Raw genomic sequence first — 21998 nt, forward strand, 5'->3', positions numbered from 1 at the left:
GATATCGTCGAGTATCGCCCAGCTCATCAGAATTGGTCCCCGTTGGAAGAAGAAGGTTTTCGGTCGTAGCCGGCTTGCAGCAACGCTTTGCGCGCCTTCTCGATGCTTGCGCGCGCCACGATCTGTGCCGATGCCTCGAGATACGCGGGCGCTGCCTCGGTGCGCTCCGGTTGCCATTCGCGCGGGTCTTCGCCCAATTCGAGCTTGTAGGGTCCGGGCGGTGCATTGTTGATTGTGGCGCGACCCTTTTCGTCTAACAGTCCCTGCATGACAACGCCGTTGTCGAACGTGAGCCGGTAAGGTGCATGCGGGATTGGATCGAGATCGTCGTAACGGTAGTCGATTTCAATGGGGTCGCCGGGAAGGCCGTCATAGGATGCCCCGGCGATGTTCAGCGCCTGACCTGCGCCACCGGTCTGCATGGAAACCGCGCCCTTGATGTGGACGGCCAGGCCTTCCAGCGTGATGCCAGAGCCGTCGAGCGTGAGCGTACCGCCTGCGCTTTTGAGGACGATCTTGTCGCTGACGTGCAGTTCATAACGCTGGGTCTTGCGCTCGATACTTTGGGCCGCCCTTAGCTGGTGATGACCCTGCACGGTATGTTCGACGTGACCACCCGTTTCGATGATGTGGTTGGCCGCCGTGGTGTCTCGTCGGTGATTGCCGACCCTGTCTATGCGGTCCTTGCCCACGCTGACGGAATGGTTGCGGCCAACGGCCAACGAATCGTCTGCGCCAATTAGATGACTGCGATTGCGCCCGATGCTCGCTTGCTCGTCGTTGCCGACCGTCTCGGTGCGGTCATGCCCGATTCCGATCGTTTCATCATTCTCGACGTTCTCGCGACGGTCGTGACCGACGAAAGTCGTCTCGTCGTGATTGACGTGGATGTTCTGATCCTTCTGAGCGTGGACGTAAATCTCTTCCTGATTCTGTTCGTCTTCGAAGCGCAACTCGTTGAAGCCATCGCCTTTATGCGTCTGGCTTTTGATGGTCATGCGCGTCTTGTGACGCGGGAGTTCATATGGCGGCAGATTCTGCGCGTTGTACGTGCGCCCGACGATGATTGGCTGATCCGGATCGCCGTCGAGAAAAGCGACAAGCACTTCCTGACCGACGCGGGGAATGGCCATATGACCCCACGTGGCCCCGGCCCAGTTCTGCGCGACGCGAATCCAGCATGAACTGTGCTCGTCGTTGTTGCCGTTACGGTCCCAGGGCCATTGAATCTTGACCCGCCCGAACTCGTCGCAGAATATCTCTTCGCCTGCCGGTCCTACGACGGTCGCGATTTGTGGCCCATCGATGCGCGGCTTCGGTAACAAGGGCGCTTTCCACTCGACATCGTCGGGTATGAGCTCGGCCTCGTAGCGGTAGTACGTGCCTTGTTCAGCGTCCGCCGACTCTTCCTGCTGGCTGACGTGCTGCTTGCCGTGGTGCTCGATACGCACGGGTCGCCAACCGCGATTCCATTCCTCACGAGGGTGATCGATGAGTTGGAAGGCCATGCCGGGAATCAGCCGTGCGTCGTCGCCCTCGGCGCTCGCGCGTCGCGCGTCACGCCGCAGCGCCAGCAGCCGCGTTTCCGTGAACGGACGCCCAGCCTCGTCTTGCTTGTACCGCCCGGGCCAATCGTAGCGCTCATAGTCGCGGCCTTGATGGTCGAGACTGACACCGTCGCGGGTGTGCTCCTGGCTGTAGCGCGGGTTCTTGAATGTATAGTCGCGCTGGCTTTGGCGCGCCGTCCTCACTTGCTCGGTATAGCGGAAGCTGCGCAAGCCCGGTTCGGGCTCGTCGCCGCCAGGATTGGGGTTATACGGAACCGGACCGCCTTCGATCGCGCCATGCACGGTAACCTTGTCGCCATGGATCAGGCGATGGCCGTTCGCCGAGAAGGTGTGGGCGTAAAAGAGCCCCTCTTCGGCGGAGACACGGTCAATGAAGCCCATGAGGGTCTCGCCGGGGATCACGCAGTATTCGCGTTCCAGGTGCGGCAGATAGATCTGCTGCTCATAGTCGGTGATGCCTTGCTCGCGCATCAGCGTCTGCAAGATTTGAGGGATGGACTGCTGCTGGAAAATACGCCAATCGCTGCTGAGCGAGGCGCGACTTAGACTCGGCGTGACGACAGCGTGATAGACCGTCCGACGAAATCCTGTCTCTCCCTGCTCAAAGGTGACGGTGATGCCGTGGACATAGCGCACGGGCACGTCGCCGCGCCATATCGTGAAAAGCGCCGGCTGGTCGAGCACCTTGCCAAAATCAATGGCGGGGTCCGGGCTGGAGAGTTGAAGCTTCAACTCGAACGGCTGCGATAGCGCCTCGATCAAGTCGAATTCGATCACATCGAGGTTGAGGCTACTTGCGGCCGTGAAAGTGAACCGTAGATCGGATTGACGCGGCATAAGTGATTGCGGGAATGTCCAAGCGAGCCGGGGCTTCGTTTCAAACTCTGAAGTCGGTTCGTCAATACGCATCGACTGTCACGTCAAGTATGGCTAACAGGAAAGTTTTTCCGAACTCGGAAATTCTGATTTTGCGTCGTGGGTTTAGACACGCCGGGTGACAGCGCGCACGGAGGCGCTGACCACGCGGCGAACAGAGACGAGTTCCGACGGATGAAGATCAGCCGAAGGTGCGGAATCGGATTTCTCGCAAAAATTGTATTGCGGGGTTGTGACGCACCGCACGGGGTCATCACGGGCCGCCCCCCCTGACCAACCGCCCGAGAACCCCAAAAAGGCACCAAAAACCCCCTCTGTTCGACCCATCACGACAAGCCGCGATAGCGAACAATTCAACCTATCGAAAGAGGCACGCATTCATGGCTACCACTACTGCAAACCAGCAACCCATCGTTCCCGCGAAGAGCGGCAAGCTCAAGCGCATTCTGATCATCGCCATCGGGGCGATCGTCCTGCTCGGCGCAGGTGCCGGCGGCGCCTACTTCGTGCTCGGCAAATCCGCGCACGGCCCCGCGAAGCCCGCGCCGCTGCCGCCGCCCGTGTTCTTCCCGCTCGAGTCGCTGACAGTCAACCTGCAAGCCGACGACGGCATCATGCATTACCTGCGCGTCGGTCTCACGCTCAAGCTCAAGGACGAGAAAGGCCAAGCCGCGCTCACCGAACGCATGCCGGAAATCCGCAGCCGCATCCTGCTGCTGCTCTCCGCCAAGCATCCGGACGACCTCGCCGGCATCGACGGCAAACGCAAGCTCGCAGACGAAGTGCGCGCAACCGTAGAAGCCGCCGCCAGCACGCCCGAACAGCCGGCCCACATCCAGGAAGTGCTCTTTACTGAATTCGTCGTTCAGTAAGCGCCCGGCACCCAATCAAGGAACGAGAGAGTCATGGGCCACGAAGAGTTCATGTCGCAAGAGGAGGTCGATGCCCTCCTCAAGGGCGTCACCGGCGAGATCGACCAAGTCTCCGACGAAAACAAGCCAGCCGGCGTCCGTCCGTACAACATTGCGACGCAGGAACGCATCGTCCGCGGCCGGATGCCCGGCCTCGAAATCATCAACGACCGCTTCGCGCGCCTCATGCGCGTGGGCATCTTCAACTTCATGCGGCGTTCGGCGGAAATCTCCGTCGGCCCGGTGAAGGTGCAGAAGTACAGCGAATTCACGCGCAATCTGCCGATCCCGACCAACCTGAACCTGGTCCATGTGAAGCCTCTGCGCGGCACGTCGCTGTTCGTGTTCGATCCGAACCTCGTGTTCTTCGTCGTGGATAACCTGTTCGGCGGCGACGGGCGGTTTCATACGCGCGTCGAAGGGCGCGAGTTCACGCAGACCGAGCAGCGCATCATTCACAAGCTGCTGAACCTCGTGTTCGAGCACTACGCGGCGTCATGGCGCAGCGTGCGCCCGCTGCAGTTCGAGTACATGCGCTCGGAGATGCACACGCAGTTCGCCAACGTCGCGACGCCGAACGAAATCGTCATCGTGACGCAGTTCACCATCGAGTTCGGCTCCATCGGCGGTACGCTGCACATCTGCTTCCCGTACTCGATGATCGAGCCGATCCGCGATGTGCTCTCCTCGCCGATTCAGGGCGAGGCGCTCGAAGTGGACCGCCGCTGGGTGCGCGTGCTGTCGCAGCAGGTGCAGTCGGCGGAAGTGGAACTGACGGTGGAGCTCGCCGAGATTCGCTCGTCGTTCGCGAAGCTGCTCAACATGCGCGCGGGCGATGTCTTGCCGATCGACATTCCCGAGCACGTCGTCGCCAAGGTGGACGGCGTGCCGGTGATGGAATGCGGTTACGGAATTTTCAATGGTCAATATGCGCTGCGTGTCCAGAACATGATCAGCAGCGCCAGCGATTCGACGAAGGAAGGTAGTTATGAGTGATCTGATGCAGGAAGGCACCCAGCCCGGCGCGACCGACATGAAAGACGAAGAACTCTCGATGGACGATTGGGCGAGCGCCCTTGCCGAGCAGAACGGCAACGAAGCGCCGGTCGCATCGGCGGGCGTGTTTCAGCCGCTTTCGAAGGCCGCGGCGCCCTCGACGCGCAACGACATCGACATGATTCTCGACATCCCCGTGCAGATGACGGTGGAACTCGGGCGCACGAAGATCGCGATCCGCAACCTGCTGCAACTGGCGCAGGGCTCGGTCGTGGAACTGGACGGCCTCGCAGGCGAGCCGATGGACGTGCTCGTGAACGGCTGTCTGATCGCGCAGGGTGAAGTGGTGGTCGTGAACGACAAGTTCGGCATTCGCCTGACGGACATCATCACGCCGTCCGAACGTATCCGGAAGCTGAATCGATGAAACGCCTCGCCACCGTTGTCGTGTTGGCCGCGCCGATCTTCGCCCACGCCGCCGACATGAACGCCGTGAACCACGCCGCGCAGATCGCCTCGGGCGTCGGCGCGGGCAGCGCGGTGCCGTCGCTCGGCTTCGGCGCGGTGCTGCAAACGCTGCTGGGGCTTGCCGTCGTCATCGGCTTCGTGTTCGGCTGCGCATGGCTCGCGCGCAAGTTCGGCTATCAGGGCGGCAAGCGCAGCGGACTCGTCAAGGTGGTGGGCGGCGCATCGCTCGGCAACAAGGAGCGCGTGGCAGTGGTCGAGGTCGGCGATACGTGGCTCGTGCTCGGCGCAGGCCCCGGCAACGTGCGGCTGCTTCACACGATGCCCGCCGGTTCCGCGGAAGCCGAAGTGCCGGCCGGCGTTGCAGGTTCGCCCGCGCAAACGTTGCCGGGCTCGTTCGGCCAGCGCTTTCGCGATGCACTCGCCGGCGAAGCGAACAAGCGGCTTCAGAAGTTCGTCAGTACCGGCAAGTAGAGCCTGTTCGTTCAGCCGATTCATCGGGCGTGCTCCGCAAGGGCCACGCCCGATTTGCTTTGGGCGACGCGCTTTCGCAATAGAACGAGTTAGCGCCGAATTGCCCTTCTGTTCGCGCCATCGTTTGCGGCCGGGATAGTCAACAATTCATGCTATCGAAAGAGGCAGGACATCATGGCTATCACATTCGTCATTTTTCAGAGTCAGCGGCTTGGCGACGCAATCAAGCGTCTCATGCAGTTCGTCGGCGGGAGCAAGTAATGCAGGTCGGTCGTCACATTGTCCGGGGCGTGAAGCTCGCGCTTCCGGTCGTCATCGCGCTGTCGCCGCTCGCGGCACTCGCGCAAAGCACGGCGGGTTTGCCCGCGTTCAACACGAGCCCCGGCCCCAACGGCGGCACGACGTATTCGCTCAGCGTGCAGACCATGCTGCTGCTGACGATGCTCTCGTTCCTGCCCGCGATGGTCCTGATGATGACGAGCTTCACGCGCATCATCATCGTGCTGTCGCTGTTGCGCCAGGCGCTCGGCACGTCTAACACACCGCCGAACCAGGTGATCGTCGGCCTCGCGCTCTTTCTTTCGTTCTTCGTGATGTCGCCGGTGCTCGACCGCGCCTACAACGACGCGTACAAGCCCTTCTCCGAAGGCCAGATCGCGATGGATCAGGCCATGACGCGCGGCGTCGCGCCCTTCAAGCAGTTCATGCTGAAGCAGACGCGCGAATCGGACCTTGCGCTGTTCGCCCGCATTTCGAAGGCCCCGCCGATGAACGGCCCCGAAGACGTGCCGCTTTCGCTGCTCGTGCCGTCGTTCATCACGAGCGAGCTGAAGACCGGTTTTCAGATCGGCTTCACGATCTTCATTCCGTTTCTCATCATCGACATGGTGGTGGCGAGCGTGCTGATGTCGATGGGCATGATGATGGTGTCGCCCACGACCATCGCGCTGCCTTTCAAGCTGATGCTGTTCGTGCTCGTCGATGGCTGGCAGTTGCTCATCGGCTCGCTGGCTCAAAGTTTCGTATCGTAAGGAGACGCGCATGACACCCGAATCCGTCATGACGATGGCGCATCAGGCGATGGTCGTCGCGCTGTTGCTCGCCGCACCGTTGCTGCTGGTCGCGCTCGTCGTGGGTCTCGTCGTGAGCCTCTTTCAGGCGGCCACGCAGATCAACGAATCGACGCTCTCGTTCATTCCGAAGCTGATCGCGGTCGCCGTGACGCTGGTGATCGCCGGTCCGTGGATGCTCTCGACGCTGCTCGACTACATGCGCCACGTATTCACGATCACGCCCGCGATCACCGGCTAAAGCGTTCGATGTTCTCCGTCACCTACGCGCAACTGAACGGCTGGCTCACCGCGTTTCTGTGGCCGTTCGTGCGCATTCTCGCGCTCCTCGCCACCGCGCCGGTGCTGAGCCACATGGCCATACCGGTGCGCGTGAAGATTGCGCTCGGCGCGTTCATCACGCTGATCGTCGCGCCGACTTTGCCCGCGATGCCGCAAACGACGGTGTTTTCGGCGGCCGGCATCTGGATCATCGTCAATCAGTTTCTGATCGGCGCGGCCATCGGCATGACGATGCAGATCGCATTCGCCGCCGTCGATGCCGCGGGCGAGTTCATCGGCCAGCAAATGGGCCTCGGCTTCGCCATGCTTTACGATCCGCGCGAGGGCGGCAATGCGGTGGTCATCTCGCGCTATCTGAACACGCTTGCGATGCTCGCGTTTCTCGTCTTCGACGGCCATCTGCAATTGATCAGCGCGCTCGTGACGACGTTCCAGAACGTGCCGATCGAGGCGAACGTGGTGGCGGCGGCATCGCATGCGCAGGGCTGGCGCGTGCTCGTCGGCTATGGGACCAGCATTTTCGGCACGGGGTTGCTGCTTTCGCTGCCTATCGTGGCGGCGCTGCTCATCTCGAACCTGGCGCTGGGCATCTTGAACCGCGCCGCGCCGCAGATCGGGATTTTTCAGGTTGGGTTTCCGGTCACGATGCTGGTCGGCTTGCTGCTCTTGCAGCTCATGTTGCCTAACCTGATGCCGTTCTTCTTGCGCATCTTCGATGCCGGTATCGCGCAAGTGGGGCGAGTGGCTGGGGCGCTTTATTGAGGTTTGCCGTCGGCGGCGGGTTGCCGCCTCGGCATTCGGTTTCTCCCACTTCCCTGCCACATCATCGGTTGTTCGACACGCGTATTCGATTGCGGCGGACCGACTGTCAGCGATGAAGTTGAGCCATCGTCGTCGTGCGATGACGGAGACCGCTCTGCCGGGCGATGCCCCGCACAAACCGCGCGCTTATCACGTCATCGATCGTTAGACACGCATATCTACTCGCGGCGGTGACACGGCATACCGATCGTCAGCAAGAAGTTGAGCCATCGTCGTCGTGCGATGCCGGAGACGACAAAAGGTCACCGCTCTCCCGGGCGATGCCCCGCACAAAACCCGCGCTGATCCGTCCGGTTCAACGTCTGCCACTTCCCTCCAACGCCATCCATCGTTCGACACGCCTATTCACTCGCGGCGTTCCAGACGGCATACCGATCGTCAGCAACGAAGCTACGCCATCACCGTCATGCGATGCCATAAACGACAACGGGGCACTGCTCTCCCGAGCAATGCCCCGCAAACCACTACCGCTTTGCGCGATACCGCGGTGCTTACCCGCCCAGATAATCGAACAACGACATCTTCTGAATCTGCGTGAACGCCATCTGCGCCGCCTGAAGCGAGTTCTGCGTCAACTCATACGAGCTGATCGACGAAACCAAGTCGATCTGCGTCAGGTTCGCCAGATCCGATGCGTTCTGGGTCTGCGTCGTCTGCATCGCCGTCTGCGTCGATTGAATCTGCTGCTCGCGTCCGCCCACCACAGTCTGCGCCGCCAGCACGTTGTTGAACGTGTTGGTGATCTTCGTGCCCGCGGTCGTCAGCGCATTGGTCAGCGCGGCGTGCGCGCTGTCCGATCCGGTCGGCTGCTTCAGCGCGCTCACGAGGTTGTCGAGCGTCGCGAAGATGTCGTTGTTGCCAGCGGTCGCGGGCTGCACCGTGAAGCTGTCGCCATTGCCGGGCGCGCCGGCAACGGACACCTTCTGGCCGCCGATCGTGATGTCCGCGCTGCCCGTGTACGCGGTCGGCGTCGTCGGCAACGATGAATCCGCCGGCACCGCCGTGACCGTGTAGCTCGTCGTGCCCGCGGTGGCATCGACGGCGAACTGGATCGTGTAGGTACTGCCGTTATTCGGATTGCTCGGGTCGGAGACGCTCACGCCGCTGATCGTACCCGTGCCCTTGTTCGTCGCAGCCGCGCTCGAAACAGGCGCGCTTTCCGTCGGCGATACGCTGCCGAAAATCGACTCGCCTGGATCGCCCACCGCAATCGACCGTCCCGCGCTGATCTGCACCGTGCGCTGGCCGGCATCGCCCGAATACGTCGCACCGACTCCCGACGGGTTGTTCGTGTACGGCTGCGTGCCGCCCTTGAGGCCCGAGAAGATGTAATTGCCGTCGCTGTCCGTGGTGTTCGCGATGTTCATCAGCTGATCGCGATAGCCCTGAATCGCATTGGCGATGGCCGCGCGGTTTGCGTCCGTCAGCGAGCCGTCGCCGGCCTGCACGAGCTTCGTCTTGATGCTTTGCATCACGTCGCTCACGTCGCTCAGCGTGGAGTCTTCCTGTTGCAGCGAGGAGAGCGCCTTCGTCTGATTCGTGCCGTATTGCGTGAGCGCGTTGCCCTGCATCGTGAGCTGCACGGCCTGCGCCGCGCCGAGCGGGTCGTCGGACGCGGTCATGATGCGCTTGCCCGACGAGATCTGCTGATACATGGACGCCAGCGTGCTCTGCTGGTCGCTCATGGAAGCGACGTTCAGATTGAAGTACTGGGAACTGGAAATACGCATCGCGAGTTGCCTCAGTTGAAGATGCCGAGCAGCGTCTGGAACAGCGACGACGCGGTTTGAATCACCTTGCTGTTCGCCTGATAGAGCTGCTGATACTGGATTAGGTTGGCCGCTTCCTCGTTCAGGTTCACGCCTTGCACGGACTGCTGTGCCGCTGTCGCCTGATTGAGCAGCGCGGTCTGCGACGAACTAGTCGCCTTGAGCTGATTGGCCTGGTTGCCGATGTCGTTCACGTAGCTCGCGTACGAACCGGTGAGCGTATCGGTGCCGCCGTTGAGCGACTTCGCGGAGACGAGGTTCGCCATCGCGAGCGCGTTGCTGCCGTCGCTCGTGCCGCCCTTGTTCGCGGCGATGTTGAACACGTCCTTGTCGGCGGGGGCGCCGCTCAATGTCGCGCTCACGCCGTTGGACGTGATCGTGAGTCCCTTCGAGGCATCGTACGGAATCGTCGAGTTCGCGGTGTACGCGGTGCCGTTCACGGTGACATCCACGTTCGACGTGAAGCCGCCTGCGGCCTTGTCGTACGTCAGCGAGATGTTCGACGGCATGCTGTAGCCCGCCGCCACCGTCGCCGACGTGATGGAGCCGGTGCCCGTATTCGAAGTCGATGCCGAGCTCACCGCCGGCGATGCCGCCGCGATCGCGGTGGGGCTTTTCGTCGTCAGCGCGAAGTTGTCCAGCGCGCCGCGCGTGGGCTGAATGCTGAAGGAGTCGCCCTTCTGCATCGAGCCGGACACGGTAATGTTGAGGCCGTCGAACGTGCCGCTGTTGGCGGGCGGCGTAATGCTGCCTAGCGATTTGCCCGACGCCGGGTCCGTCACTTCGTAGTCCGTACCGTTGTACGTCAGGGTGTAGTCGCCCGTGGAAGGCTGCGACGCGTCGGCGAACGAGACCGCCACGCTGCCGCTACCCTTGTTGCGCGCGTCGGAATATACGTTGGGCGTGCCGGTCGAAAAGAGCGCGCCGCCTGCCTTGCCGCTGAGGTCGAGGCCGAGCGCGTTCTGGCCATTCAGTTGCGAGGCGAAGCTCGTCGCGATGGCGCCGAGTTGCGCCTGCGCGGGATCGAGCGTCTGGGTGCGGAAGTCGATCAGGCCGCCTACGACGCCGCCCGTCAACGCGGAATTGTCGATGTACTGCGTGTTCGCGGCGGTTTGCGGCGTGCCGTCGGTCCGCTTGAACGCGACGGTGAGCTCGCTCGGATCGGAGGGCGACGTCACGGTCTGCAACCCGTACTGCGTATTGCCGACGACGAGCGGCTGCCGGTTGCCGATGAACACGTTGAAGTTACCGTCCTGCTGCACGACTTGCACGCCGATCATGGAACTGAGGTTCGCCACGGCCTGGTCGCGTTGATCGAGCAACTGGTTGGGCTGCTGGCCCGAGGCGCTCGCGCCGTTGATCTGCTTGTTGAGATCGGCGATTTGCTGCGCGTAGTTGTTGATCGACGAGACGGCGCTCGACAGCTGCGTGTTGACGCTCTGGCGAAGCTGGTCGTATTGCTCGCCGGCGGAGGTCATCTGGTCGGCGAGCGTTTGCGCGCTGCTGACGAGCGACTGACGCGAGGCGGTGCTGCTCGGCGAGTTCGCCACCGACTGCAAGCCGGAGAAATAGTTGCTGATGCCCGCAGCGATGCCCGACGTCGGATCGCCGACGAGGTTGTTGAGCTGCGAGAGCATCGTGTAATAGGTGTTCGCCGCGCTGCTCGCCGACTGCGTGTTGTTGACTTGCGTCGTCAGGTACTGGCTGTACTGTCGCGTGACGGTGACCGTCTGCACGCCATTGCCGAGATAGCCCGAGCCGGTGCTTTGACCGGACGCTTCCTGATACGCGACCTTCTCCAGCGTATAGCCGGGCGTGGCGGCGTTGCTGATGTTCTGGCCGGTCGTCGTGAGGCCCCACTGGGCCGCATTCAGGCCCGACAAGCCGATGTTGATGATGTTGTTGGACATGCACGAATCCTTTTCTGGCGCTGCCGCTTGATTGCACGTTATATCGGCTGTTCGCCGGGGAAATTTAATGGTTTCCTTTCTGACGCTTTTGGAGGGTCGCCTGCGGCGGGCGTTGTTTGGGTTCTTGCATTTTGCTTCTATGTTCGCGGGTGGTATGCGGCGATGTACGGGGCGTTCTTGGGCTAATTCGCGGGTTTGGTCTTGCGGGTTCTTTTTTGCTGCTGCTGCGGCGGTTTCTTTGTTCCGTTCTTTCGTTCGTGAAACTTGTATTCGCGTCGGTCTATTAGCGTTGCCCCTCCCCGGGGCGGGGGTCACTTTCTTTGCTGCTGTGTATAGACCGGAGACATGGGTAACAGGTGTGTCAGGACATAGGTAACACATTCAACTGCTTCGGGCCTGTCAGGAATTTTGTGTTTAAGGCATAACATGCTCCCAAGGAGAGTTTATGCCTCGCAAACCGAAAGCCCAGCCGGCGGCTCTGCCGGCGATTCCGGCCGAACTGCTTGAGCAGTTCGGCAACGGTCCGATGACGGCTGAAGCCATCAATGCCGCGACGCTGGCGCTCAAGAAGGCGCTGATCGAACGGGCGCTGGGCGGCGAGATGAACCATCATCTCGGCTACCCTCCCGGTGCTGCCAAGCCGGTCAACGCCACGAATCAGCGCAACGGCAAAGGGGCCAAGACGGTTCTGACCGAAGACGGTCCGATCCGCATCGAGGTGCCGCGTGACCGCGACGGCAGCTTCGAACCGATCCTGATTCCCAAGCACGAACGGCGCTTCACGGGCTTCGACGACAAGATCGTCGCCATGTATGCCCGAGGCATGACCGTACGTGAGATCCAGGGCTTCCTGCTGGAACAGTACGGCACCGATGTCTCGCCCGACTTCATCAGCTCGGTCACCGACGAAGTCATGGCCGAAGTAACCGCATGGCAGGCCCGGCCGCTCGAGCCGATGTATCCGGTCGTGTTTTTCGACGCACTGCGGGTCAAGATTCGCGAAGACGCCGTCGTGCGCAACAAGGCGGTGTACCTGGCGCTGGGCGTGCTGCCCGACGGCACGCGCGAGATCCTGGGCCTGTGGATCGAGAATACCGAGGGGGCCAAATTCTGGATGAAGGTATTCAACGATCTGAAGACGCGCGGTGTTCACGACATCCTGATCGCCGTCACCGACGGTCTGAAGGGCATGCCCGAAGCATTGGCGGCGGTGTTTCCGGCCACCACACTGCAAACCTGTATCGTCCATCTGATCCGCAACAGCCTCGATTACGCCAGTTGGAAAGACCGCCGAGGGTTGGCTGCCGCGATCAAACCGATCTATGCCGCGCCCAGCGCGGAAGCGGCCCAGGCCGAACTCGATGCGTTTGCTGATGGGCCGTGGGGCCAGAAATTCCCGACCGTCAGCAGCGCGTGGCGCAACGCCTGGGATCGCGTAATCCCGTTCTTTGCGTTTCCGCCGGGTGTGCGCAAGATCATCTACACGACGAACGCGATTGAAAATATCAACTCGCAGTTGCGCAAGATCATCAAGACCCGTGGTCACTTCCCGAGCGACGAGGCCGCCACCAAACTCATCTGGCTGGCCTTGCGCAACATCACCGCGAATTGGGGAAGTGCCGCGCATGACTGGAAGACGGCCATGAACCAGTTCGCTATCCTTTACGCAGATCGATTCGTTCGGCCCTCCGTGTAATTACTCAACCTGCCTTAGAACACGGAAATCCTGACACCCCCACTACTGCTTCTGCTGCGCTCTTTCAAGTTGACGGTATCGATTCGATGATGAAGGAAGTACACGTCATAACAGCCGTCGGTTTCCGGACACGCCCGCAGCGCGATCGGCAGGTTCGCCAGCGCGCTCGAGACTTTGAAGCGTTGCGACTTGAAGCGCACCTCGCCGTTGAGCCCGACCCGAACCACCGCGTCTGCGTCCCCGTATTCGATCGGCGGCATGCGCTCCGGATACGCTCGCGGGCTCGGTCGACAGCGCGAAATCGGTGTGGCCATGTCCAGCGCCTGATGCGGCCGCTCGTGGTTGTACACCTGACGTTTCTGAACCGCCCAATGCACATATACGAGTGGCCACTCCGCAGAAAAGCATTGGCCCTCAGCTTGAAGCAACCCTGAATCACCTTCCGCGCCCGCTGAGCACTACGTCCTCCGAGCCCCTTGGCTCGATAAAACCTACAGGACACAACGGCTCCACGCAGAAATAATCTAGTGCCAAGCCAAGCCAAGCCAAGCCAAGCCAAGCCAAGCCAAGCCAAGCCAAGCCAAGCCAAGCCAAGCCAATGGACTCGCAACTGGAGTAGAGAAGTCGCAATGAGCGCCGACGCGCGGGCACGTGTCGGGCGCCGGCGTGCCGGGCCCAGGGCGGCCCGGCACGTCTAAGACACGTTTAGTTGATTTTGTCGTTCAGTGGTGCGAAGTGCCCCACTGGTATTGTCGAGCCAAGGGGCTCGGAGGACGTGGCGCTCAGCGGGCGCGGAAGGTGATTCAGGGTTGATTCAAGCTGAGTGCCAATGCTTATTTGCGGAGTGCACCCTCATTCAAAACCGTGGGCGAAAAAGCTGCTTTCTTTGGTTACTTTCTTTGCATGGGACCAGAGTACGGCGCTAAAGCGCCTACTCTGGTCGACAGCAAAGAAAGTGACCCCCGCCCCGGGGAGGGGCAACGCCAATAGACCGACACGAAAACAAGTTTCACGAAGCAAGCGACGAGGTACTGGCGCGCGCCTCGCCCCGGGGAGGGGCAACGCTAATAGACCGACGCGAAAACAAGTTCCACGAAGAGAAGACCGCAAACCAAGCGGCGCCCGTGCGGTTCCAAGCAAACCGCAACCCCCTACCGTGCTAAAGCCCGCCGCTTCATCTCAAGCTGAGTAATGAGCCGCTGCAGCGTATTCTCCGCCGACCCGGGCATCGAAGTGAACTTGAAGCCGAGCGTAAACCGCCGGTCGCCCTTGAGCGTAGTCGACTCGCGATGCGACACCAGCCTCATGTCGAGCGTCACCTTGCCCGTCGCGGTAAAGTGCAGTTCGGCGTCCTGAATTTCCACGCCCAGTTCCATGTCGGCCACGCGCTCGTCGGTCGTGCGCAACGCCACGCCGCCCAGCGACAAATCATGTACCTCGAAACGGAATCGCTCGCCATCCGGCAGCGAGCCGCTGCAAATGTACGGATCGAGCACCGGCGCTTCCACGCGGAAATATTCGCGGCGCTGCATGTAATACAGCACCGGCGGAAACTCCGCCTCGAAAGCGGGACGGCCGTCGAACGTCGTCTGGCGCGGCGTGGCCGTCGTGAACTCGACGCGCACGCCTTCCGGCGCCGCGTGGAAGATCAGCTTCGGCGCTTGCAGCACGTCGCGGTTCTGCTCCGCAACGCCGCCCCAGTCAAAGGTGAAGCGGTGCGACGTCACATCGACATCCAGGAGTCGTGTGACGATCTGCGCGTCGCCGTACTGTGCGGTCAGGAAGTCCCCGCGATTGGCGAGATTGCGCAGCGCCACGCCGATTTCCAGCGGATTCCGGCGTCCGAAATCCACGTTGTGGTCGCTGTCTTCCTCGGCAATATCTTGCTTCTGATAACTGTTCATGGTGCTAGCCGTGTCCATTTTGCCCGCGCATCGCCTGCAGCCCACGCCACGCGGCTCGCCGGACCGCTATTGATCCGGCACTGTCGTCTTCGGGTTAGCGGCATGCCTGTGCGAAAGTTTAGGGGCGCTCGCGACTTTCTTATGTGGTGCGCCGTCCCATCCGACGTAAAACGTTTGCTGGACACGTGTGGTCCGCTCGCCATCGGCGATGCACCACGTCGGCGCGTCGTCAGGCGATCTGCCGCATGATCGAAATCAGCTTCTTCGCGTAGTGCGGATCGGTCGCGTAGCCCGCCTTCTGCATGCCGTGCGCGAAGCCCGCCACGTCGCGCGATGCCTCGATCACCGGCGCATAGCGCGGATTGTTCTTGATGACTTTCGCGTAATCGTTGAGCGCATCTTCGTACGAATCGTAGGCGCGGAAACGCTCGACGACCTTCTTCGGCTGGCCGTTGACGTACTCGGTCGTAAGGGAATCGACCGTCTTGCCGGTCCAGCCGGGCGTCGCCTTCACGCCGAAGATGTTGTGGCTCGTCGCGCCGTTCGCGTGCTTGATCTCGCGCTTGCCCCAGCCGGATTCCAGCGCCGCCTGGCCGATGATGAAGCGCGCCGGAATACCCGTCGCCGCGCTCGCCGCCTGCGCGGGCGCAGCCAGCCGCTCGACGAACGCATTCACCTTGTCGGAGCCCACGCCGCGCGCCGGCGGTTCGAGCGCGCTTGCCGCCGTATAGCCCTTGCCTTCCGAAAGCGACGCGCCGTTCTTGTTGGCCTGCGCGGCCGCGTAGGCCTTCGCCATCGCATTCATCGCGGCGATGTTGCCCGCGTTCGATTCGATATCGCCACCGCCGCCCGAGACCCCGCTCATCGCATTCATCGCATTCATCGCGTTGGCGCCGCCGCCCATGCCGCCCGCGTCGGTCTTGCCGCCTGCGTTTCGCATCAGCTGCTTGAGCATCATGTCCGCGACGCCGATTCCCTTCGAGGACATCTGCTGCGACAACTGCTGATCGAGCATCGCGGTGAAGGACTTCGAATCGTTGGAGTCGAACGGGCTGTCGGACGGCGTCGCGTCGCGCATGCTCTTCAGCATCATCTGCGTGAAGACGGCGTCGAACTGCTTGGCGGCCGCCTTCAGGCCCTGCTGCGGATCGACCTGCGCCTCGGCGCGCAGCGCGTCGAAGCCCTGCGTGTCGAGCGCGAAGCGGTTCGAGAGATTCGCGAGGCCACCGCTTCCATCGGTCGATGCCAGCGCGGAGTTGGCGATGCCGCTCGTCAGGTTCGAGTTCATGTGCCGGGCTCCTTAGATGATTTCGAGGTCGGCGCGCAGCGCGCCTGCCGCCTTCATCGACTGGAGAATCGAGATCAGGTCCGCGGGCGTCGCGCCGAGCGCGTTGAGCGCCTTCACGACATCGGCGAGATTCGCGCCGGCCGAAAGCATCTTGAGCGCGCCGCTGTCCTGCTTGAGCTGAATCTGCGACTGCTTTGCCGCCACCGTCTGGCCGTTCGAGAGCGCGTTCGGCTGGCTCACCGCCGTCTGCGTATTGATGACGACCGAGAGATTGCCGTGCGCGACCGCGCAGTTCTGCAGCGTGACCATCTGATTCATCACGATGGAGCCGGTGCGCGCGTTCAGGATTACCTTGGCGGCGGCCTGCGCCGGACGCACGTCGATGTTCTGCAACTGCGCCATGAACTGCACCTGCTCGCTCGCGTCTTGCGGCGCGCGCAGCTGAATGGTCCGGCCGTCCAGCGCGAGCGCGGTGCCCATGCCGAACTGGTTGTTCACCGCCGCGACGATGCGCTGCGTCGTGTCGAAGTCCATCTCGCGCAGTTCCATCTGCATGACGCCGCCTTGCTGCTGCAATGCTGCCGGCACCGCGCGCTCGACGATGGCGCCCGCGGAAATGCGGCCCACCGCGAGCTGGTTCACCTGCACCTTGCTGCCGTTCGCGCTCGCGCCCGCGCCGCCGACGACGAGGTTGCCCTGCGCCATCGCATAGACCTGGCCGTCCGCGCCCTTGAGCGGCGACATGAGCAGCGTGCCGCCGCGCAGGCTCTTCGCATTGCCGAGCGACGACACCGTGACGTCGATCGCTTCGCCGGGACGCGCGAAAGGCGGCAGCGTCGCGGTGACCATCACTGCGGCGACGTTCTTCAGCTGCATGTTCTGCGTCGTCGCCGGGTTCACCGTGATGCCGAGGTTGCCGAGCATGTTCGTCAAACTCTGCGTGGTGAACGGCGTCTGCATGGTCTGGTCGCCCGTGCCGTCGAGACCCACGACGAGGCCGTAGCCGATCAGCGGGTTGTCGCGCACGCCCTGGAACGAGACGAGGTCTTTCAGGCGCTCGGCGTGCGCGTGCTGCGCGGAGGTCAGGGCCACGAGCGCGGCCGCGAGCGAGAACGAAACGAAACGGAGAAGCGGATTCATGATCAGAACGGCGCCACGTTGAGGAAGAAGCGTTGCAGCCAGCCCATGTTCTGCGCTTCGTCGATATAGCCTTTCGCCGAATATTCGATCTTCGCGTCGGCGATCTGCGTGGAGTACACGGTGTTGCTGCCCGAGATGGTCGTCGGATTGACGACGCCCGAGAAGCGCACGAATTCGTTGCCCTGGTTGATGAGCATCTGTTTTTCGCCGCTCACCATCAGGTTGCCGTTGGGCAGCACTTCGGTGACGGTGACGGTGAGCGTGCCGCTGAACGTGTTCGCCGCGCTCGCGCCGCCCGCCGCCGTGAACTTGTTCGCGCCGCTCGCGGACAGGTTCGTGTTGTTGAAGAGCCCGCCGAAGATGCCGGGCGTCGTCGGCACCGAGAACGAGCCGGTGCCGCCGCGATTCGTGTTCGCCGCCGACGACTTCGTCGCGTTCACGTTTTCCGAGATCACGATGGTCAGGATGTCGCCGACATTGCGCGGACGCTGGTCTTCGAAGAGCGGCCGGCCCGCGTAGCCCGCGTTGTAGATCGCGCCGGGCGAGCGCCCGCCGCTGGGCGGCTGCGGCGGACGCGCGGTCATCGGCTGCTGGACGATCGGCTCCTTCGGCACGAGGCCGCATGCGCCGAGCGCGGCGACGAGTGCGGCAACCGCTGCACGCGTGAAGATTTGAGTGGGCGACATCTTGGTGACTCGTATGAAGCTGAATGAAGCGTTAGTGTGACGCCATCCCTTGCGTTTTCATCCGTTGAAAAGAGGGTTAAACCTGCATCTGAGAAAGCGTTTGCAACATCTGGTCGGACGTGGTCACGGCCTTGCTGTTGATTTCGTAGGCGCGCTGCGTCTGGATCATGTTGACCAGTTCCTGCACCACGTTCACGTTCGACGCTTCCACATAGCCCTGTTGCAGCGTGCCCGCGCCGTTCAGGCCCGGCTGCGACACGTTCGGCGCGCCGGAGCTGCCCGTCTCGGAGAACAGGTTCTCGCCGCGCGCTTCGAGACCGGCCGGGTTGATGAACGTTGCGAGCTGAACCGAGCCGACGTTCGTCGCGGCCGTCGAGTTCGGCTGCGTGATGGACACGGTGCCGTCCGAGCCGATGGTGATCGACGTCGCGTTGCTCGGAATGGTGATGGCCGGGTTCAGCTGATAGCCGCTCGACGTGACGAGCTGGCCCTGCGCGTTGGTCTGGAACGAGCCGTCGCGCGTGTACGCCGTGGTGCCGTCGGGCATCGTCACCTGAAAGAAACCCTGGCCGTTGATGGCCACGTCCTTCGAGTTGCCGGTCTGTTGCAGGTTGCCCTGCGTGTAGAGGCGTTCCGTTGCGACTTGCTGCACGCCCGTGCCGAGCTGCACGCCCGATGCGAGTTCGGTTTGCTGCGTCGAGTTCGCGCCCGGCTGGCGCGTCGTCTGGTACAGCAGGTCTTCGAACACTGCGCGCGAGCCCTTGAAGCCGTTGGTGCTCACGTTGGCGAGGTTGTTCGAGATAACGTCCATCTGCGCCTGCTGCGCATTCATGCCGGTCGCGGCGATATAGAGAGAGCGATTCATGTCTGTGTTGTCCTGAGTGTCTTGCAGGCCGCTTAGGAGAAGTTGAGCAGCTTGTTGGCCGATTGTTCGTTCTGGTCCGCCGATTCCATGAGCTTCGTCTGCATCTGGAACTGGCGCGCGTTGGTGATCATCGAGACCATCGCGGAGACCGGGTTCACGTTGCTGCCTTCGAGCGCGCCGCCGGCCACGACCACGTTCGGGTCCGCATCGGCGGGGTCGCCCGACGCGGTGCGATAAAGACCGTCGTCGCCGCGCGAGAGCGTCGACGGGTCCGGATTGACGAGCTTCAGCTGATCCACCGTCGCAATCGCGGTCGGCGGATCGCCCGGAATCAGCGCGGACACCGTGCCGTCCTTGCCGATGGTCACTTCAGCGCCCGGCGGCACCGACAGCGGGCCGCCGTTGCCGAGCACCGGAAGGTTGTTCGCGGTGACGAGCTGACCGTTCTGGTCCACGTGCAGATTGCCGGCGCGCGTGTATGCCTCGCCGCCGTCCGCCGTCTGCACGGAGAGCCAGCCCGGCCCTTGCACGGCGACATCGAGCGGGTTGCCGGTCTGCTGGATCGGGCCGGCCGAGTAATCCGCCGTCGGCGTCGACGAGAGCACGAAAGTGCGCGTCGTGCCGTCGGCGGACTGGTTCTCGAACGACATCGGCACCTGACGGAACGCCGCGAGTTGCGCCTTGAAACCCGTGGTCGATGCGTTCGCCAGGTTGTTCGCCACGACGGCTTGCTGTTCCAGCGACTGGCTTGCGCCGGTCATCGCGGTGTAGATCAGACGGTCCATGAATCGCTTCCTTCTTTCCTGATGCGTCTAGTGCTTGCGGACGGTGATTACAGATTGATCAGCGTCTGGTCGACGGTCTGCTGCGTCTTGATCGTCTGCGCGTTCGCCTGATAGTTGCGCTGCGCGGTGATCAGATTCACGAGCTCGCTCGTCAGATCGACGTTGGAGTTCTCCACCGCGCCGCCTTGCAGCGTGCCGTGGTTCGTCGAGCCCGGCGCGCCCACTTGCGGCGCGCCCGAAGCGGCCGTCTGCGCGTACACGTTGCCGCCGAGGTTCTGCAGGCCGTTCTGGTTGTTGAAGTTGGCGACCGCGATCTGCCCGAGCGCCTTCGTTTCGCCGTTCGAGTAATTGCCGGTCAGCATGCCGTCGGTGCCGACGGTGAAGCCCGTCAGTTCGCCCGTGCTGTTGCCGTCCTGATGCAGGTTCGTGAGGCCGCTCTTCGCGCCGTACTGCGTGGTGCCGGAGAGATCGAGCGTCAACGATTGCGTCGTCGCGCCGGAGGGGTCCGCGCCGTTCGGAATGGTGAACGTGAACTTCGAGCCGCTCGTCAGGTTGCCCGACGAATCGAACGTCACCGCGCCGAGGTCGGTCTTCTGCGAGACCGGATCGCCGTAGCCCGCGAACGCTTCCCACGAGCCGGTGCCGGTCTTCGTGAAGTACACGGACACCTTCTGCGTGCCGCCGAGCGTGTCGTACACGTCCACCGAAGTCGACGCGTTGTACGTGTTGCCGTTGGTCGGATCGAAGCTGCCCGCCGCGTGGTTCGTGTCCTGCGAGTTCAGGTTGAACGCAGCGGTGATCGTCTTGGTCGCCGTCGGCGCGATGTTCGCGGTCGGCACGGTGAGCGGCACCGTGCTCGCGCTGCTGACGACGCCGCCCGAATCGGCCGCGTAGCCCATCAGTTGCAGGCCCGCCGAGTTGACGATCTTGCCGCTGTCGTCCAGATGGAAGACGCCGTTGCGCGAATACACGGTCGCGCCGTTGTTCGACAGCTGATAGAAGCCGTTGCCGTTGATCGCGACGTCGAGCGCCTGGTTGGTCGTCGTGATCGTGCCTTGCGAGAACTGCTGCTGGACTTCCGCGAGGCGCGTGCCGATGCCGATCTGGTTCGACACGGCGGTCGCCATGGAACTGGCGTACATGTCCGCGAATTGCGCGGCGCCCTGCTTGAAGCCGACGGTGTTCGAGTTCGCGATGTTGTTGCCGATGACGTCGAGGTCGCTCGACGCGGCGCCGAGGCCGCTCAGTGCTTGTTGGTAGCTCATGGTTTATCTCTTCGCCGGGCGCATCCCGGCGTCAAAGGAAAGTGGAATCAAAGAATCGAAGCGACGCTCGACAGCCCGACCGTCGAACCGTTGGACAGCTTCAGGCCCGGCGTGCCGCCCGTCATTTGCACGACGCTCTGCACCTGCGAGGCCGACAGCGTCGTCGCGGTCGCCTGCTGGCCGTTGATCGTGCCTTGCGCGGTGATCGTGTAGGTGCCGTCGGCGAGCGTGGCGCCCTTCGAGTCGACCGGCTTCCAGCCCGATACCGGCACGACGCCCGAGCCTTGCGCGCCGAGGTCCAGCGTGTTGACGATGTTGCCGGACTTGTCCTTCACGACGATCTGCAGGTCGCTCACGTCGTTGGCGAGCTGCACGCCGAACGTCGACGACGCGCCGCTCGACACCGTCATGCTGCTTCCCGGCGCGAGCACGTTCGAGCCGATCAGCATGGCGGCCTGCGTGGACTGGCCCGCGGAAAGCTGCGTCGCGAGGGAGCTGAGCGACGTGTTCAGCTGACCGATGCCCGTCACCGTGTTGATCTGCGCGAGCTGCGAGGTCATCTGCGAGCTGTCGGCGGGATTCGTCGGGTCCTGATTCTTCAACTGCGTCACGAGCAGCGTGAGGAACGTGTTCTGCAGATCCGAAGCGGACGTGCCGCCCGTGCTGCTGGTGCTGCCGGTGCTGCTGGAGGAGCTGGACGCGCTCTTCGCGCCGTTCATGGTGTCCAGCAGCGTCTGCGACACCGTGGTGCCGTTGCTGCCGATGGTGGTGTTCGTCGTCACGGTTGGATTCCTCAGGTTCCGATGGTCAGAGTCTTGAGCATCAATTGCTTGGCGGTATTGAGCGTCTCGACGTTCGCCTGGTAGGAACGCGACGCGGAAATCATGTTGACCATTTCCTGCACCGGATCGACGTTCGGCAGCGTCACATAGCCGTCCGCGTTGGCCGCCGGGTTGCTCGGGTCGTAGCTCGTTTTCATCGGGCTCGGATCGTCGATCACGCCCGTCACCTGCACGCCGCCGACTTGCTGGCCGGAGCCGCTTTTCGCGCCGCCGAGCGGATCGACCGCGAAGACGACCTGCTTCGCCTTGTACGGCTGGCCGTCGGGACCGGTCGTGCTGTCCGCGTTCGCGAGATTCGACGCGGTCACGTTCAGGCGCTGCGCCTGAGCAGACATCGCCGAACCGGCGACGCTGAAAATGTTCATCAATGAAGGCATGGCTTTC

General features: G+C 62.7%; 20 protein-coding genes and 1 pseudogene. 8 read left to right on the top strand and 13 right to left on the bottom strand.

All coding sequences use genetic code 11. The features are described 5' to 3' along the window. Window positions 1–26 precede the first annotated feature (26 nt). Window positions 27–2477, bottom strand: a complete 2451-nt coding sequence (locus tag LDZ26_RS12560; RefSeq protein WP_244847477.1) for a type VI secretion system Vgr family protein — start codon at window positions 2475–2477, stop codon at window positions 27–29. A 347-nt stretch (window positions 2478–2824) separates the two neighbouring features. Between LDZ26_RS12560 and fliL the strand changes: the two genes are divergently transcribed. From fliL to fliR, 7 genes are all read left to right on the top strand, one after another. After that, complete coding sequence (gene fliL / locus LDZ26_RS12565) at window positions 2825–3316, top strand: flagellar basal body-associated protein FliL (RefSeq protein WP_244847478.1); 492 nt, start codon at window positions 2825–2827, stop codon at window positions 3314–3316. 33 nt (window positions 3317–3349) lie between these two features. Continuing rightward, window positions 3350–4351: a flagellar motor switch protein FliM gene (gene fliM, locus LDZ26_RS12570; RefSeq protein WP_244847479.1), complete on the top strand. Its 1002-nt coding sequence runs from the start codon at window positions 3350–3352 to the stop codon at window positions 4349–4351. Then, window positions 4344–4778: a flagellar motor switch protein FliN gene (fliN, locus tag LDZ26_RS12575; RefSeq protein WP_175938540.1), complete on the top strand. Its 435-nt coding sequence runs from the start codon at window positions 4344–4346 to the stop codon at window positions 4776–4778. Before fliM ends, fliN begins: the two co-directional genes overlap by 8 nt. Continuing rightward, window positions 4775–5290, top strand: coding sequence for a flagellar biosynthetic protein FliO (gene fliO, locus LDZ26_RS12580; RefSeq protein ID WP_244847480.1), 516 nt, complete (start codon window positions 4775–4777; stop codon window positions 5288–5290). Before fliN ends, fliO begins: the two co-directional genes overlap by 4 nt. A 260-nt stretch (window positions 5291–5550) precedes the next feature. Beyond that, complete coding sequence (gene fliP / locus LDZ26_RS12585; RefSeq protein WP_244847481.1) at window positions 5551–6321, top strand: flagellar type III secretion system pore protein FliP; 771 nt, start codon at window positions 5551–5553, stop codon at window positions 6319–6321. A 10-nt stretch (window positions 6322–6331) separates the two neighbouring features. Beyond that, window positions 6332–6601, top strand: coding sequence for a flagellar biosynthesis protein FliQ (gene fliQ, locus LDZ26_RS12590; protein ID WP_175938546.1), 270 nt, complete (start codon window positions 6332–6334; stop codon window positions 6599–6601). Window positions 6602–6609: 8 nt separating this feature from the next. After that, complete coding sequence (gene fliR, locus LDZ26_RS12595; protein ID WP_244847482.1) at window positions 6610–7404, top strand: flagellar biosynthetic protein FliR; 795 nt, start codon at window positions 6610–6612, stop codon at window positions 7402–7404. Window positions 7405–7955: 551 nt separating this feature from the next. Here fliR and flgL read toward each other — a convergent pair. Both flgL and flgK read right to left on the bottom strand, forming a co-directional pair. Then, a complete protein-coding gene (gene flgL, locus LDZ26_RS12600) occupies window positions 7956–9194 on the bottom strand; it encodes a flagellar hook-associated protein FlgL (RefSeq protein ID WP_244847483.1) in 1239 nt (412 codons plus the stop codon). A gap of 11 nt (window positions 9195–9205) precedes the next feature. After that, entirely contained in the window at window positions 9206–11143 is a 1938-nt protein-coding gene (flgK, locus tag LDZ26_RS12605; RefSeq protein ID WP_244847484.1) for a flagellar hook-associated protein FlgK, read from the bottom strand. Window positions 11144–11588: 445 nt separating this feature from the next. Between flgK and LDZ26_RS12610 the strand changes: the two genes are divergently transcribed. Beyond that, window positions 11589–12839 (top strand): IS256 family transposase, encoded by a 1251-nt coding sequence (locus tag LDZ26_RS12610; RefSeq protein ID WP_244847445.1) that lies wholly within the window; start codon window positions 11589–11591, stop codon window positions 12837–12839. Between the two features lie 14 nt (window positions 12840–12853). On the opposite strand, the pseudogene LDZ26_RS12615 reads toward LDZ26_RS12610, so the two are convergent. The 10 genes and pseudogenes from LDZ26_RS12615 to flgC all read right to left on the bottom strand — a co-directional run. After that, window positions 12854–13195, bottom strand: a pseudogene (locus LDZ26_RS12615) (IS481 family transposase); the annotation flags it as partial. A 795-nt stretch (window positions 13196–13990) separates the two neighbouring features. After that, complete coding sequence (locus LDZ26_RS12620) at window positions 13991–14743, bottom strand: flagellar brake protein (RefSeq protein WP_244847485.1); 753 nt, start codon at window positions 14741–14743, stop codon at window positions 13991–13993. Between the two features lie 229 nt (window positions 14744–14972). Further along, entirely contained in the window at window positions 14973–16031 is a 1059-nt protein-coding gene (gene flgJ / locus LDZ26_RS12625; protein ID WP_244847486.1) for a flagellar assembly peptidoglycan hydrolase FlgJ, read from the bottom strand. A 12-nt stretch (window positions 16032–16043) separates the two neighbouring features. Beyond that, window positions 16044–17171, bottom strand: a complete 1128-nt coding sequence (locus tag LDZ26_RS12630; protein WP_244847487.1) for a flagellar basal body P-ring protein FlgI — start codon at window positions 17169–17171, stop codon at window positions 16044–16046. Window positions 17172–17173: 2 nt separating this feature from the next. After that, the gene (locus tag LDZ26_RS12635) at window positions 17174–17857 is read right to left on the bottom strand and encodes a flagellar basal body L-ring protein FlgH (RefSeq protein ID WP_244847488.1); all 684 of its coding nucleotides are present in this window, start codon (window positions 17855–17857) and stop codon (window positions 17174–17176) included. A gap of 76 nt (window positions 17858–17933) precedes the next feature. Then, window positions 17934–18722 carry a flagellar basal-body rod protein FlgG gene (gene flgG / locus LDZ26_RS12640; RefSeq protein WP_244847489.1) on the bottom strand — a complete coding sequence of 263 codons (789 nt, stop codon included), beginning with the start codon at window positions 18720–18722 and terminating at the stop codon, window positions 17934–17936. A 32-nt stretch (window positions 18723–18754) separates the two neighbouring features. After that, complete coding sequence (flgF, locus tag LDZ26_RS12645) at window positions 18755–19507, bottom strand: flagellar basal-body rod protein FlgF (RefSeq protein WP_244847490.1); 753 nt, start codon at window positions 19505–19507, stop codon at window positions 18755–18757. Window positions 19508–19554: 47 nt separating this feature from the next. Beyond that, window positions 19555–20772 (bottom strand): flagellar hook protein FlgE, encoded by a 1218-nt coding sequence (gene flgE / locus LDZ26_RS12650; RefSeq protein ID WP_244847491.1) that lies wholly within the window; start codon window positions 20770–20772, stop codon window positions 19555–19557. A gap of 47 nt (window positions 20773–20819) precedes the next feature. After that, complete coding sequence (locus LDZ26_RS12655; RefSeq protein ID WP_244847492.1) at window positions 20820–21554, bottom strand: flagellar hook assembly protein FlgD; 735 nt, start codon at window positions 21552–21554, stop codon at window positions 20820–20822. Window positions 21555–21565: 11 nt separating this feature from the next. Beyond that, window positions 21566–21991: a flagellar basal body rod protein FlgC gene (gene flgC / locus LDZ26_RS12660; RefSeq protein ID WP_035962196.1), complete on the bottom strand. Its 426-nt coding sequence runs from the start codon at window positions 21989–21991 to the stop codon at window positions 21566–21568. Window positions 21992–21998 lie beyond the last annotated feature (7 nt).

Origin of the sequence: Caballeronia sp. SL2Y3 (genome assembly GCF_022879575.1) — a bacterium.
Taxonomy (GTDB): domain Bacteria; phylum Pseudomonadota; class Gammaproteobacteria; order Burkholderiales; family Burkholderiaceae; genus Caballeronia.

What these genes read in the sequence shown, in the direction of transcription:
- LDZ26_RS12560 (WP_244847477.1), bottom strand. Translation starts at nt 2,477, where the DNA reads ATGCGTATTGACGAACCGACTTCAGAGTTTGAAACGAAGCCCCGGCTC.
- fliL (WP_244847478.1), top strand. Translation starts at nt 2,825, where the DNA reads ATGGCTACCACTACTGCAAACCAGCAACCCATCGTTCCCGCGAAGAGC.
- fliM (WP_244847479.1), top strand. Translation starts at nt 3,350, where the DNA reads ATGGGCCACGAAGAGTTCATGTCGCAAGAGGAGGTCGATGCCCTCCTC.
- fliN (WP_175938540.1), top strand. Translation starts at nt 4,344, where the DNA reads ATGAGTGATCTGATGCAGGAAGGCACCCAGCCCGGCGCGACCGACATG.
- fliO (WP_244847480.1), top strand. Translation starts at nt 4,775, where the DNA reads ATGAAACGCCTCGCCACCGTTGTCGTGTTGGCCGCGCCGATCTTCGCC.
- fliP (WP_244847481.1), top strand. Translation starts at nt 5,551, where the DNA reads ATGCAGGTCGGTCGTCACATTGTCCGGGGCGTGAAGCTCGCGCTTCCG.
- fliQ (WP_175938546.1), top strand. Translation starts at nt 6,332, where the DNA reads ATGACACCCGAATCCGTCATGACGATGGCGCATCAGGCGATGGTCGTC.
- fliR (WP_244847482.1), top strand. Translation starts at nt 6,610, where the DNA reads ATGTTCTCCGTCACCTACGCGCAACTGAACGGCTGGCTCACCGCGTTT.
- flgL (WP_244847483.1), bottom strand. Translation starts at nt 9,194, where the DNA reads ATGCGTATTTCCAGTTCCCAGTACTTCAATCTGAACGTCGCTTCCATG.
- flgK (WP_244847484.1), bottom strand. Translation starts at nt 11,143, where the DNA reads ATGTCCAACAACATCATCAACATCGGCTTGTCGGGCCTGAATGCGGCC.
- LDZ26_RS12610 (WP_244847445.1), top strand. Translation starts at nt 11,589, where the DNA reads ATGCCTCGCAAACCGAAAGCCCAGCCGGCGGCTCTGCCGGCGATTCCG.
- LDZ26_RS12620 (WP_244847485.1), bottom strand. Translation starts at nt 14,743, where the DNA reads ATGAACAGTTATCAGAAGCAAGATATTGCCGAGGAAGACAGCGACCAC.
- flgJ (WP_244847486.1), bottom strand. Translation starts at nt 16,031, where the DNA reads ATGAACTCGAACCTGACGAGCGGCATCGCCAACTCCGCGCTGGCATCG.
- LDZ26_RS12630 (WP_244847487.1), bottom strand. Translation starts at nt 17,171, where the DNA reads ATGAATCCGCTTCTCCGTTTCGTTTCGTTCTCGCTCGCGGCCGCGCTC.
- LDZ26_RS12635 (WP_244847488.1), bottom strand. Translation starts at nt 17,857, where the DNA reads ATGTCGCCCACTCAAATCTTCACGCGTGCAGCGGTTGCCGCACTCGTC.
- flgG (WP_244847489.1), bottom strand. Translation starts at nt 18,722, where the DNA reads ATGAATCGCTCTCTCTATATCGCCGCGACCGGCATGAATGCGCAGCAG.
- flgF (WP_244847490.1), bottom strand. Translation starts at nt 19,507, where the DNA reads ATGGACCGTCTGATCTACACCGCGATGACCGGCGCAAGCCAGTCGCTG.
- flgE (WP_244847491.1), bottom strand. Translation starts at nt 20,772, where the DNA reads ATGAGCTACCAACAAGCACTGAGCGGCCTCGGCGCCGCGTCGAGCGAC.
- flgC (WP_035962196.1), bottom strand. Translation starts at nt 21,991, where the DNA reads ATGCCTTCATTGATGAACATTTTCAGCGTCGCCGGTTCGGCGATGTCT.